This window comes from Paracoccus binzhouensis (assembly GCF_016446475.1).
Lineage (GTDB): Bacteria > Pseudomonadota > Alphaproteobacteria > Rhodobacterales > Rhodobacteraceae > Paracoccus > Paracoccus binzhouensis.
In genome coordinates this window covers 1-12,287 of sequence record NZ_JAEHFP010000050.1, presented here as the reverse complement: position 1 = coordinate 12,287, position 12,287 = coordinate 1, and the positions used below count along the sequence as shown (strand labels likewise).

The 12,287-nt window shown below is 69.7% G+C and carries 15 protein-coding genes; 11 read left to right on the top strand and 4 right to left on the bottom strand.

The genetic code is table 11. The annotated features are described in order from the left end of the window. From I9P22_RS12745 to I9P22_RS12720, 6 genes are all read left to right on the top strand, one after another. On the top strand, nt 1–1,455 hold the full coding sequence (locus I9P22_RS12745; RefSeq protein ID WP_199259866.1) for a 4-hydroxyphenylacetate 3-hydroxylase family protein: 1,455 nt from the start codon (nt 1–3) through the stop codon (nt 1,453–1,455). Between the two features lie 14 nt (nt 1,456–1,469). Continuing rightward, nucleotides 1,470–1,889 (top strand): RidA family protein, encoded by a 420-nt coding sequence (locus tag I9P22_RS12740; protein ID WP_199259865.1) that lies wholly within the window; start codon nt 1,470–1,472, stop codon nt 1,887–1,889. Between the two features lie 7 nt (nt 1,890–1,896). Next, nucleotides 1,897–2,574 carry a DUF1028 domain-containing protein gene (locus I9P22_RS12735; RefSeq protein ID WP_199259864.1) on the top strand — a complete coding sequence of 226 codons (678 nt, stop codon included), beginning with the start codon at nt 1,897–1,899 and terminating at the stop codon, nt 2,572–2,574. Between the two features lie 58 nt (nt 2,575–2,632). Beyond that, nucleotides 2,633–3,811 (top strand): acetylornithine deacetylase, encoded by a 1,179-nt coding sequence (gene argE / locus I9P22_RS12730; protein ID WP_199259863.1) that lies wholly within the window; start codon nt 2,633–2,635, stop codon nt 3,809–3,811. Nucleotides 3,812–3,870: 59 nt separating this feature from the next. Next, nucleotides 3,871–4,827: a LysR family transcriptional regulator gene (locus I9P22_RS12725; RefSeq protein ID WP_199259862.1), complete on the top strand. Its 957-nt coding sequence runs from the start codon at nt 3,871–3,873 to the stop codon at nt 4,825–4,827. Between the two features lie 97 nt (nt 4,828–4,924). Continuing rightward, nucleotides 4,925–6,094 carry a LysR substrate-binding domain-containing protein gene (locus tag I9P22_RS12720; RefSeq protein WP_199259861.1) on the top strand — a complete coding sequence of 390 codons (1,170 nt, stop codon included), beginning with the start codon at nt 4,925–4,927 and terminating at the stop codon, nt 6,092–6,094. 18 nt (nt 6,095–6,112) lie between these two features. Here the strand turns inward: I9P22_RS12720 and I9P22_RS12715 are convergent, their stop codons facing one another. Together I9P22_RS12715 and I9P22_RS12710 are read right to left on the bottom strand one after the other, a co-directional pair. After that, on the bottom strand, nt 6,113–6,670 hold the full coding sequence (locus tag I9P22_RS12715) for a HutD/Ves family protein (protein ID WP_199259860.1): 558 nt from the start codon (nt 6,668–6,670) through the stop codon (nt 6,113–6,115). 24 nt (nt 6,671–6,694) lie between these two features. Next, the gene (locus tag I9P22_RS12710) at nt 6,695–7,459 is read right to left on the bottom strand and encodes an adenylyltransferase/cytidyltransferase family protein (RefSeq protein ID WP_199259859.1); all 765 of its coding nucleotides are present in this window, start codon (nt 7,457–7,459) and stop codon (nt 6,695–6,697) included. Nucleotides 7,460–7,784: 325 nt separating this feature from the next. Between I9P22_RS12710 and I9P22_RS12705 the strand changes: the two genes are divergently transcribed. Then, nucleotides 7,785–8,342 carry an NAD(P)H-dependent oxidoreductase gene (locus tag I9P22_RS12705; protein ID WP_199259858.1) on the top strand — a complete coding sequence of 186 codons (558 nt, stop codon included), beginning with the start codon at nt 7,785–7,787 and terminating at the stop codon, nt 8,340–8,342. Between the two features lie 30 nt (nt 8,343–8,372). Here I9P22_RS12705 and I9P22_RS12700 read toward each other — a convergent pair whose 3' ends face one another. Together I9P22_RS12700 and I9P22_RS12695 are read right to left on the bottom strand one after the other, a co-directional pair. Then, nucleotides 8,373–8,696: a hypothetical protein gene (locus I9P22_RS12700; protein WP_199259857.1), complete on the bottom strand. Its 324-nt coding sequence runs from the start codon at nt 8,694–8,696 to the stop codon at nt 8,373–8,375. After that, nucleotides 8,680–8,931 (bottom strand): hypothetical protein, encoded by a 252-nt coding sequence (locus I9P22_RS12695; protein WP_199259856.1) that lies wholly within the window; start codon nt 8,929–8,931, stop codon nt 8,680–8,682. Before I9P22_RS12695 ends, I9P22_RS12700 begins: the two co-directional genes overlap by 17 nt. A 114-nt stretch (nt 8,932–9,045) precedes the next feature. On the opposite strand from I9P22_RS12695, the gene I9P22_RS12690 reads away from it, so the two are divergent. The 4 genes from I9P22_RS12690 to I9P22_RS12675 all read left to right on the top strand — a co-directional run. Then, nucleotides 9,046–9,519: an Lrp/AsnC family transcriptional regulator gene (locus I9P22_RS12690; protein ID WP_199259855.1), complete on the top strand. Its 474-nt coding sequence runs from the start codon at nt 9,046–9,048 to the stop codon at nt 9,517–9,519. A 143-nt stretch (nt 9,520–9,662) separates the two neighbouring features. Further along, entirely contained in the window at nt 9,663–10,247 is a 585-nt protein-coding gene (locus I9P22_RS12685) for a DUF6931 family protein (protein WP_233253366.1), read from the top strand. Between the two features lie 6 nt (nt 10,248–10,253). Beyond that, the gene (tagH, locus tag I9P22_RS12680) at nt 10,254–11,435 is read left to right on the top strand and encodes a type VI secretion system-associated FHA domain protein TagH (RefSeq protein WP_199259854.1); all 1,182 of its coding nucleotides are present in this window, start codon (nt 10,254–10,256) and stop codon (nt 11,433–11,435) included. A 30-nt stretch (nt 11,436–11,465) separates the two neighbouring features. Then, nucleotides 11,466–12,287 (top strand): type VI secretion system ImpA family N-terminal domain-containing protein (locus I9P22_RS12675; RefSeq protein WP_199259853.1); only part of this gene is annotated, 822 nt, incomplete at its 3' end.

Genomic DNA, 12,287 nt, shown 5'->3' with positions numbered 1-12,287 from the left:
ATGCTAAGAACCGGAGAACAGTATCGCGACTCCATCCGCGACGGCCGCCGCGTCTGGATCAATGGCGAGCGCGTGCAGGACATCACCCGGCATCCGATGTTCAAGCCGCTGGTCGATATCCGCGCGCATATCTACGACATGGCCCATGCCGAGGCCACGCGCGACCTGATGAGCTACGAGGAGAACGGCGAACGCTTCTCGGTCGGCCTCAAGCTGCCCTTCACCCGCGAGGACTGGCGCGCCAAGCGCGCCGCCACCAATGCGGTGCTGGAGGAGGTCGGCGGCATCGTCACCCGCGTCGGCGACGAGACGGCGGGCGAGATGTGGTCGCTGTTCGACGGCCAGGACATCCTGAACGAGGTGGACCCGCGCTTCTCGGAAAACATCCGTGACCATATCCACCGCGTCATCATGACCGACCCCTTCCACGTCTCGGCCAATACCGATCCCAAGGGCGACCGCTCCAAGCGGCCGCAGGACCAGGACCCGGACATGCTGCTGCATGTGGTCAAGGAAACCGATGCGGGCATCGTGGTGCGCGGCGCGAAATACGAGACCGCCGCCGCCTATGCCAACCAGGCCTTCACCAAGCCGACCATCGCCAACTGGGGCAACGAGGCGATGTCGGATTACGCGGTGGGCTTCGTCTGCGACTTCTCCTCGCCCAACCTGCGCTTCATCGCCCGCACCGGCTTTGCCGGCCGCGCGCCGGCCCGGGACTATCCGCTGTCGAACCGCTTCGACGAGGTCGAGACGCTGGTGATCTATGACGACGTGCTGATCCCGTGGGAAAACGTGCTGTTCTACCAGCACACCAAGGCCGCGACCTTCATCCGCGCCACGCTGCACCGCTATTCCGCCTTCGCCTTCGTGCAGCGCAACCTGAAGCTCGCCGACCTCTTGATCGGCGCGGCGCTGTGGAACGTGCGTCAGACCGGGCTGGAGCACCAGCCGGCGGTGCAGGAGAAGCTGGCGACCCTGGCCTGCTATCGCGAAGGGATCAACGCCCACCTGACCGCCGCCATCGCCGAGGCCGAGGAAAGCCCCGGCGGCCTGATGATGCCGAACCAGTCGCTGCTGATGACCGGCCGCGTACTGGCCTGTTCGCAGCTGCATCACATGATGCACCTGGCGCGCGAGCTTTGTGGCGGCCAGATCTGCATCACCCCCGACGCCGCCTGTTTCGACGATCCCGAGACCGCGCCCTGGCTCGACAAGTTCTACACCCTGAACGAGAACTGGGGCAGCGAGGATCGCCGCAAGCTGCTGGCCTATGCCCGCGACCTGCTGAATTCGGACTATGCCGGCCACCGGCTGACCTTCCAGCTTTTCGCGCAATCCCCGCCCTTCGCCCATCTGGCTGCGGTCTATCGCAACTTCGACTGGAACGAGGCGCTGCGCTTCACCCACAAATCCGCGGGCCTGTCCGATCAGGTCTGGGGCACCAAACACTGACCGGAGCAGACACCATGACCATCCATCACCGCATCCGCCCCTTCAATACCAAGGAAACCTATCCCGAGCAGAAGCTGAACAACGACCTGAGCCAGGGCGTGGTCGCCCGCGGCACCATGGTCTTCCTGCGCGGCCAGGTCTCGCAGGACCTCGAGACCCGCGAATGCCTGCATGTCGGCGACCCGGCGATGCAGACCCGCAAGACCATGGAAAACATCCGGATGCTGCTGGAAGAAGCGGGCTCGCGGATGGAGCATATCTGCCGCATCGTCGTCTATGTGACCGACATCCGCTATCGCGAGGCCGTCTATCAGGAGATGGGCAAGCACCTGCAGGGCGTGCATCCCTGCTCGACCGGCATCGTGGTCCCGGCGCTGGCCCGGCCCGAATGGGTGGTCGAGATCGAGGCCACCGCTGTCATCCCGGACGCATGAGGCGGGCATGACCTTCTCGATCTCCGCCCGCTGCCCCGAGACCGGCATGTTCGGTATCGCCGTCTCCTCCTCCTCGCCCTGCGTGGCGGCGCGCTGCGCCCATGCGCGGGCGGGCGTGGGGGTGGTCGCGACCCAGAACGTCACCGACCCGAGCCTTGGTCCCAAGGGGCTGGACCTGATGGCGCAGGGCCTTTCGGCGGCGCAGGCGCTGGAGCGGCTGGTGGCCGAGGCGCCGCATGTCGAATACCGCCAGCTTGCGCTGGTCGATGCGGCGGGCGGCACCGCCGGGCGGTCCGGCGCCCGGACGCTGGGCACGCATGGCATCGCCTATGGCGAGGGCGTGGCGGCGGCGGGCAACCTGCTGCGCTCGGCCGGGATCCCCCGGAAGATGGTCGATGCCTTCATGGCGGCCCGGGGCCGGCACCTGGGCGACCGGCTGCTGGCAGGCATGCGCGCCTCGGTCGCCGCCGGCGGCGAGGAGGGGCCGGTGCATTCCATGGGCATGCTGATCGTGGACAAGGTCAGCTGGCCCGTGGCCGACCTGCGCATCGACTGGAGCGAGGGTGATCCCATCGAGGATTGCGCCGCGCTCTGGGAACGCTGGCGGCTCGAGATGGACGCCTATGTGACCCGCGCGCTGAATCCCGACGCCGCGCCCAGCTATGGCGTGCCCGGTGACGAATGATTTCCCCCCAACTCGGGGGTGGCGCATGCCGCCCCCGGTCTTTGCGACAAGGATTTCCATGACCGCGATCCCCTCGACCGTCGATATCCTGAGCCGGCTGGTCGCTTTCCAGACCGTGTCCCGCCGCCCGAATCTCGACCTGCTGGACTATGTCGAGGGGCTGCTGGTGCCGGCGGGCGCGCGCGTCGAACGCTTCGCGCATGCGGATGGCAGCCGCGCCAATCTGTGGGCGAGCATCGGTCCCGAGGGGCCGGGCGGCGTGGTGCTGTCGGGCCATACCGACGTGGTGCCGGTGACCGGCCAGGACTGGAGCATGGACCCTTTTGCCCTGACCGAGCGCGACGGGCGCTGCTATGGACGCGGCACGGCGGACATGAAGGGCTTTGTCGCCTCGACCCTGCATGCCGCGCTTCACGCCGCCCGGCGCGACCTGCGGACGCCGCTGCATCTGGCGCTGTCCTATGACGAGGAGATCGGCTGCCTGGGCGTGCGCGGCATGATCGAGGCGCTGGCCGCGCGCCCCGACCGCCCGGCTTTGTGCATCGTGGGCGAGCCGACCGGCATGCGCATCGCCACCGGCCACAAGGGCAAGCTGGCCTGCCGCGCCTGCTGCCACGGCCGCGAGGGTCATTCGGCGCTGGCCCCGAAGGCGCTGAACGCCCTGCATCTGGGCGCGGCCTTCCTCGCCAGCCTGCAGGCCCGGCAACAGGACCTGGCCCGTGCGGGCGCCCGCGACCCGGTCTATGACATCCCCTATTCCACCATCCATGCCGGCCTCATGCAGGGCGGCACGGCGCTGAATATCGTGCCGAACCACTGCGAGATCGACTTCGAGATCCGCAACATCGTCGCCGACGATCCCGCCGCCATCCTGGCCGCCATCACAGCCGATGCCGAGGCCATCGCCGCCCCGCATCGCGCCCGCTTCCCGGACGTGCGCATCGAGATCGCGGAAATCTCGGCCTATCCGGGGCTGGAGACGCCCGAGACCGCCCCCGTCGTCCGGCTGCTGCGCCGGCTGACTGCGGCGCAGCAGCCGGCGATCAAGGTGGCCTTCGGCACCGAGGGCGGGCTTTTCCAGCAGGATCTGGGCATGTCCACGGCCATCTGCGGGCCGGGTTTCATGGATCAGGGCCACAAGCCCGACGAATTCGTCTCGCTCGACCAACTGGCGCGCTGCGACCGGATGCTGGCCGCGCTGCTGGACGAGATGGCGGCGCCGGAAATGGTGAAATAGGGCTTTGGCGCACTGCGATAAAATGTTTCCACTTGGCATGCAGGACAGGACTGGAAACGATGCGCTTCACACTCAGGCAACTCAGCTATTTCATCGCGGCGGGCGAGACGCTGTCGGTCACCAGGGCGGCCGAGCAGGTCAACATCTCGCAGCCCTCGATCTCGGCCGCGATCTCGCATCTCGAGACCGAGCTGAACGTGCAGCTTTTCATCCGCCACCATGCGCAGGGCCTGTCGCTGACCCCCGCCGGCACGCGGCTGCTGCGGGCGGCCAAGGAATCGCTGCGCGCGGCGGCCGAGCTCTACGAGGTCGCCAGCGACCTGAACGACCGCGTCTCGGGCTCGATCAAGGTCGGCACCTTCTTCACCTTCGCGCCGCTGATCGCGCCCGAGCTCTGGGCCGGGTTCTCGCGCCGCTATCAGGACGTGCAGATGACCATGACCGAGGGCGGCGAGGCCGAGCTGATCGAAAGCCTGCGGCTGGCGCGGATCGACCTGGCGCTGACCTACAACCTCAACATGCCGCCGGACGTGACCTTCATCGAACTGGCGCAGCTGCGGTCCTATGCGCTGGTCGGGGCCGAGCACCGCTTCGCCGGGCGCGGCTCGATCCGGCTGGCCGAGCTGCTGGACGATCCCTTCATCCTGATCGACCTGCCGCTGACGCGCGACTATTTCCTGGGCCTGTTCCGCCAGATCGGCGGCGTGCCGCGCATCGTCATGGAGACCTCCTCCACCGCCTCGCTGCGCTCCTATGTGGCGGCGGGGATCGGCTACGGGCTGATGACGGCGCGGCCGGTGAACCAGATCGCCGAGAACGGCCTGCCGCTGGTCTATCTGCCGCTCGAGGATGTCTCGACCCCGATCAGCTTCGGCATCGCCTGCCTGTCCGAGATCCGGCGTTCGCGCGTGGTCGAGGCCTTCATCGCCCATTGCCAGGAGGTGATCCGCGACGGTTCCTTCCCCGGCATGTTGCCGCTGGACGCACCCGCGGCCGAGGTTCTTCGGACTTCCTGAGGCAGAGCCGAGGAAAACACGATTTTCGGACGGGCGCGAAAGCCGCCACTCTGGACGCCGAAGCACAAGCGCAAATCTGCCCCCGGGGAATGCCATGATGACAGCCCAGACCCAGATCGACCAGAGCTCCGCCCGCGACCGTTTCGTGACCGGGATGAGCCATGCCGCCTGCACGGTGAACGTCGTTACCACCGACGGCCCCGCCGGGCGGGCGGGCGTCACCGTTTCGGCCATGGCCTCGGTCTCGGCCGATGGCGAGGCGCCGACGCTGCTGGTCTGCGTCCACCATCTCAGCCCGGCGGCGCCGAAGATCATCGAGAACGGCGTGCTGTGCGTGAACGTGCTGCGCGAGGACCAGTCCTATATCTCGGAAGCCTTCGCCGGCCGCTTCAAGGACGAGCTGGGCGACAAGTTCGAATGCACCGACTGGGTGGCCCTGCCCAGCGGCCCGCCCCGTGTCGCCGATGCGCTGGTGGCCTTTGAATGCCGCGTCGTCTCGGCCGAACGGGTCGGCACGCATTACGTGCTGCTTTGCGCGGTCGAGGATACGCATAGCGCGCGGCTCGGCTCGCCGCTGATCTATGCCAACCGCTCCTATGGCTCGTCGCGGCGCATCGACGCGCCGCGCAGCATGCGGGGGGTGCTGAACGGCAAGGGCATCGCGCTGAAGGTCGGCTGCTTCCACACCTTCGGCCCCTTCCTGATGCCGGCGCTGATCCGCCAGCTCGGCGGGCTCGACATCGGGCTGCTGGAGGGCGACCAGCGCCGGCTGACCGAAAGCCTGGTCTCGGGCGAGACCGAGCTGGCGCTGATCTATGACATCGGCCTCGACGACCGTTTCGAATGCGAGGCGTTGGCGACGCTGACGCCCTATGTGCTGCTGGCCGCCGATCACCCGCTGGCCCGGCAGTCCGAGATCCTGCCCATCGACCTTGCGGCCGAGCCGATGGTGCTGCTGGATGCCCCGCCCTCGGGGGATTACTTCACCGGGATCCTGAAGGCGCAGGGGATCGAGCCGGTGATTGCGCATCGCTCGGTCTCGTTCGAGATGGTGCGGGGCATGGTCGCGCACGGGCTGGGCTATACGCTTCTGGTGACCAAGCCCACGGCGAGCATGAGCTATGACGGCCTGCCGCTGGTGGCGCGGCCGCTGGCCGGGGATTGCGCGCCCTCGCACCTGGTCCTGGCCTGGCGCCGCGGGCACCGGCTGGGCAGCGCGGCGGAACGCTTCGCCCGCAAATGCCGCGAGAAGTTCGCGCGGGCCTGACGGCCCGCGGCCAAAAGGTCAGGCGGCGGGCTCCAGCCTGACCGCCAGCGCCCTGCCGCCCAGCCGGACCGGGCCCGCCGCCCGGCAGACCGCCGTGTCCTGGGCGGCCAGCGCGCGATCCGCCTGTCCGATGCGGATGCGCTGCGCCTCCAGCGCCAGGATCACCAGCAGCCCGGCCGTCACGCTGTCGCCGGCACGGGCCAGCCCGGCGCCCACGATCCGCCAGTCGCGCCGGTCGGCCATGACGTTGAAGACCCGCACCGCGCCGCCCAGGGGCCGGCCCACCGGGGCCAGCGCGGTGTCGAAACGGAACGGGTCTAGCGGCTCCAGCCTGCGGGCCTCGGGTCCGAAATCGAGGTCCAGCCCCAGCCCCTCGATCACGGTGATGACGCGATCCGCGCCCTGGAACGAGGAAAAGGCGCCGTCCTGCGGGATCGGCGCGCGCGAGATACGGATCGAGAAGGCGTCGCGGTCGGCGCCAGGAGGCCAGAGCCAGATCTCGTCGGTCCGGCCCGCGCCGTTCTTCCATGGCAGGGTGCGGTAGCCCGTCTCGGGCAGGTGCAGCAGGTCTTGCATGTCTCTTACTCGGGTCAGGGGCGCTCAGGCGCGCCGGTCAAGGAAGGTCAGGCTGGCGGGCAGTGGTTCGGCCGCGATGACCCGGCCCCCTGCGGTCAGGCGCGCGAGATGCGGCCCGAAGCCCGGCCCGCGCACCAGATAGCTGCCCGCAGGCGGCCGTATCTGCCGCGGCGACAGCCGGCCATCCGGCGTCAGCTCGGCCTCCCAGGGGCGGCCGAGCAGTCGGGTGGCGGCGGCCATGTCCCCGGCGCGCAGCGCCTCGCGCACCGCGGTCGAGGAAAAGCCGCCCTGCAGGGGCAGGACCGTCACGCCGATCCTGAGTCCGGGGCAGGTTTCGGCCAGCGTCCGCGTGGTCCCGGCCCGGCGGGCGCCGAAGTGGAAATCGGCCCCCACGACGACATGTCCGACTCCCAGCCGCGTCGCCAGGATCTCGGTGATGAAGGCGTCGGGCGACAGGGCGGCGAAATCCGGCTCGAAGGCGGGTTCATAGACGAAATCCAGCCCCAGGCTTTCGGCCATCCGGTGCTTCTGCGCCGGGCTGGCCAGGCGGAAGGGTTCGGCCTGTGGCGCGAAGACCTGGCGCGGATGCGGCTCGACCGACATCACGCCCACGGGCCTTGCGCCGGCCAGGGCGCGGGCGCGGCGGATGAGGAACTGGTGCCCGCGGTGGAAGCCGTCGAAATTGCCCAGCACGATGACGCCGCCGCGCAGCGCCGATCCCGGCGCGAGCCGGTGCCGGATGACGGCGAGCCCGCGCGCTTGCGGCGACTGGATCGAAACCTGGATCAATGCCCGGCCCTCCCTGCATCCCGGCCCCGTGCCAGCAGTAGCAAGGCTGCATGCGCCGCCAAAATCGCCTTTGCGGAAGCGCCGGCTCAGGATTTCGGATGCAGGGGCTGGAAGGGCAGGGCCTGCGCGGTGGCCGGCCTCTGTTGCCCTTCGCGGGGCGTTTCGCCGGGTCCCGGCGTCCCGGTCGGGGGATGGCTTTTCTCTGCCCGCCCGGCGGGACGATGGTTTTCGCCTCTGCGGCGCGGCGGCTTTGGAATGGCCGGGGGCGGCGTCGCGGCCTATGCCTTTCAGCAGCAACCACCTCGTCTTTTCTGGGAGAATGCCCTTGTCCGGACCCCGTTTCGTCGCCTTCGCCGGCTCGTGGAGCCAGCCCTCGAAAACCCGTTTCCTGGTCGAGGAAGCGGCAAGCCGCGCCGTCGCGCGTTTCGGCGGCAGCGCCCATGTCTTCGACATCGCCGATCTCGGCCCCGGCTTCGGGGCGCTGCGCCAGCCGCAGGACGGCGCCCATGTCCGCCATCTCGACGCCTTCCTGGCCGCCGACGCGCTGATCGTCGCGAGTCCGGTCTACAAGGGCAGCTATACCGGACTGTTCAAGCATTTCCTGGACCTGATCGAGCCGGCGGCGCTGGCCGGCAAGCCGGTGCTGCTGGCCGCGACCGGCGGCGGCGACCGCCACGCGCTGGTGATCGAGCATCAGCTGCGCCCGGTCTTCGGCTTCTTCGAGGCGCATACGCTGGCGACCGGGCTTTATGTCTCCTCGGCGGATTTCGGCGCCGGGGGTCTGGCCTCCGAGGCGGTCTCGGCGCGGCTGGACCGGGCGGTCGAGCAATTCGCCGCGCATCTGCCCCAGGACCACCCGGCGCCGCTGCGCGCCGTGGGCTGAAGGGCGCCCGCGGCCGTTTCGCGGCCGGCCCTAGAGCCGCCGCGACAGGGCGCGGCGCAGCCTGGCGCGTGCCTCGCGCAGCGGCAGGCACAGCTGCGCCGGCATCTCCGCGGCCGGGCGCAGCTGCTCCAGCGCCAGGGCCGCCTCCTGCGCTGCGCTGAGACTCAGCCAATCCGCCGGCAGCAGCAGCACTCGCAGCCGCCGAAGCCGTCCTCGGTCGCCGTCCCAGATCGCGAACCAGCGCGGCCCGGCCCGCCGGATCGTCCAGCCTTTATCCGCGCCGATCCCCGGCCGCGCCCGGCTGGTGGTCAGCACCAGCAGCCGGTCCAGGATGCGGTCAGAAAGCCCGCCCATCGCCCGCATCCCCGGCAGGGGCGCTGACCGGCTCGACCTCGGTCCGCCACAGCAGGCGATTGCGGCCGCGCAGGAAGGCCGCCACGGCCGAGCGCGGCGAATGCGTCAGCACGCTCAGCGGAATGCCGTTCAGGCTGGGCACCTCGCCGGTGCGCCGGTCGATCAGCCGGACCGAGAACAGCTGCTCTCCCTCGGCCCTGACGGCCGGTCCGTCGGTGACGATGAACTGGTTCATGCTGCATGGCCTCTCATTGTCAGAATCGCTCGGGGCGCAGGGCAGTATAATACACGATTGAACGCATCGACAATATCGTTGATTGTAGCGGCAGCAGAATCCCACGAGGTGCCCATGCAGGATCTGGACCTGATCGACCGCAAGATCGTCGCCGAACTGATGCGCGACGCGACCCTGCCCATCGCGCAGATCGCCGAGAAGGTGGGGCTGTCGCAGACGCCGTGCTGGAAGCGCATCCAGAAGCTGGAATCGCAGGGCGTGCTGACCGGCCGGGTGGCGCTGGCCGACCCGGCGCGGCTGGGCTTCGGCATCCTGGTCTTCGTCGAGATCGAGGCCCCGAACCATTCCCAGGAATGGCGCGAGGAATTCACCCGTGCCATTGCCGACTTGCCCGAGATCATGGAGGTCTATCGCATGGCGGGGCGCATGGATTACCTGCTGCGCGTGGCGGTGCCGGACATGGCCGCCTTCGACCTGTTCTACAAGCGGCTGACCGATGCGGTGCCGATCAAGAATGTCACCTCGCATTTCTCGATGGAGCGCATCCGCTTCAGCACCGCCTATCCCGTCGACACCCGCAACCGCTGAGTCGCGGCCGGCCTGGCGGATACCGGCTTGCAACCGGGCGGCGATCGGGCTGTAACCGGGGTCGGGCCATGCCCGCATGGTTGCGCAACCGGCAGGCTGGTTTCATAGTCGGGACCGACGGGGCAGGGAACGAGACGGCAAGGATGGACGGGAACGCGGCTGACGAGACGACCAAGCCTCCGCGGCGGATGCTGCGCGACGCGGCGCCGCTTGCGCTTTTCGCCGCCATCCCGCAATTGGGCGAACTGGTGAAGCTGCGCCCGCGCGCGGACGAGGAGGGGTTGGCCTTCCTGGCCCGGCTGCGCGCCTCGACTACGCCCGAGGAGGCCGTGACCTTCACCGCCTTCGCCGCCCTGCCCAGCGTGGCCACCGGCTGGGGCTACGAATGCCTGCGGCTGATGGCCGATCACCTGCATCCGCAGGAACGCCCGATGATGGAGTGGATCGCGCTGTGGCTGGCGCAGCCGACCACGCGCCAGCGCCACGAGATCATGCGCGAGGCGCTGTGGGCGCCGACCCGCAGCCCTTCGGTCCTGCTGGCGCTGGCGGTGGGCTGGTCCACCGGCGGGCCGGCGCCCAACGACCCCGAACGCGCGCCCGCGCACAAGACGCCGGTGGCGCTGAACAGCGCGGTGCTGTCCTGCCTGGCGCGGGCGGACCTGTCGCGGCGCTCGTTCTACCTCGCTCGTTTCCTGGACATGGCCGAGGCGCTGTTTCGCGCCTATTGATGTGACATGACCCTGACCCTGCAGATCGAGAATTTCCATGTGCTGGACGACGGCGGCCCGGTCAGCATCGCCGTGCCGGAAACCGGTATCCAGGTCGGGCGCGGCGCCGGCATGGACTGGGTGCTGCCCGATGCCAGCCGCTATATCTCCGGCCATCATTTCGACGTCACCTGCGAGGGCGGGCGCTGGCTTTTGCGCGACCGCTCGACCAACGGCACCTTCCTGCAGGGCCAGCGGCACCGGCTGGACGGCCCACATGTGCTGAGCCATGGCGACCGTTTCCAGGTCGGGCAATATATCGTCGTGGCGCTGTTCGACATGCAGCCGGGCCAGCCGATGACCCCCGGATCGCTGCCGGCGCATCGGGTGGACAGCCCGGTGGACGAGCCGGTGCTGGACGATCCCTGGGCGCTGGCCCCGGCGCCGGTGCCGATCGACGTGACGCCGGCCGATTCCGTCCGCCGCGGCCCGGACTTCGCCAGCGATTTCGTGGCCTTTCCGGTCCACGCGCCCGAACCTGCTGCGCCCCCGCCCGCCGCTCCGCCAGCATCTGCGCCCCCGCCCGTGCCCGCTGTCCCGCCCGTCGCGCCGGCCGCGCTGGCCGAGAACCCCTCGGCCTTCGTCCGGGCGTTCTGCGAAGGCGCGGGCGTGGCTCCCGATCTGGCGCGCCAGGTCGCGGCCGAGGATCTGGCCCGCGCGCTGGGGCAGGCGATGCGCGCCGTGACCGACCAGGTCATGGCCGGGCTGCAGGACCGGGCGGCGGCGCGGCATTTCACCCGCTCGGCCGAGCGGACCATGCGCGGGGCCGCCGACAACAACCCGCTGAAATTCCTGCCCGACGCCGCCGAGGCTCTGGATGCGCTGTTCCTGCGCCCGCGCGCCGGTTTCATGACTGGCGCCCAGGGCTATGCCGCCGCGCTTGGCGATCTGCGCCGCCACCAGACCGCGCTGTTCGCCGCGCTGCAGCCCGCGCTTCTGGGGCTGGTCGACGAACTGGCACCGGAGAAGATCGAGGGCGAGACCCGGGCGGGCGGGCTGATGGGCAACCGCAAGGCCAAGGCCTGGGAGGAATATGTCGCGCGCTGGGACGCCCGCACCGCCAGCGAGAACGGCATCCTGGACGAGTTCCTGCGGCTCTTCGCGGCCGCCTATCGCAAGGCGCATGACGCCGAGGGGCCGTTGCCCTAGGCTGGCCGCGTTTGCACGAGAGGTTTCGATTTGGCTGATTTCAACATCCTCGACCCGGTTTCGCCCGAGGCGCCCTGCGGCCCCGACCTGGAACGGCAGGACGACGCGGCCTTCCTCGACTATTATTTCGAGGCCGAGTCCCGCCTGCCCGAGCGCTATTTCACCCCCGGCCTGGCCGCCGACGGGCGCGAGGACCGGCTGTTCGATCCGCGCTCGGTCGACCTGGCGGCCGAGACGGCGGCCATCGCCGCGCTGCTGAGCCGCTCGCGCGACCTGCGGCTGATGAGCCTGCTCGGCCGCTTCCAGATCCTCGCCGGCCGGCTCGAGGAATTCACCTCGACCGTCGAGGACATGGCCGCCGCCATGGCGCAATGGCCGGCCGAGCTGCATCCGCGCGGCACCGAAAGGCGAGCCGCAATCGAATCGCTCAACGGTCAGGCGAGCGTCGTGATGCCGCTTCTGCACCTGCCGGTTGTGCCGCATTCGGATGTGACGTTGCGTCGCTACATGGTGGTCACCGGCAAGGCTGCGCCCCGTGCGTCCGAGGCCGATCTGCAGGGTTCGGATTTCCTTGGCACGCTGCGCTCGGATGCCAATCTGCGGGCCGTGACCGCGACGCATGAGCGGCTGGTGCGGCTTTCGGATGCGCTGCATCGCATCCTGTCGCTGGCTGGCGCCGACCCCGACATGCCCTTCCATCCCGATCTGGGCGCGCTGCGCGCGGCTTTGGCCGAGATGCAGGCGATGATCGCCGCCGCCCGGCCCGAGCTGCGCCCGTGGGAGGCCGGCGCCCAGCCCGAGCCGCAGGCGGCCGCGCCGGACCAGCCGCCGGCCATCGGCCTGGCGGCAGTG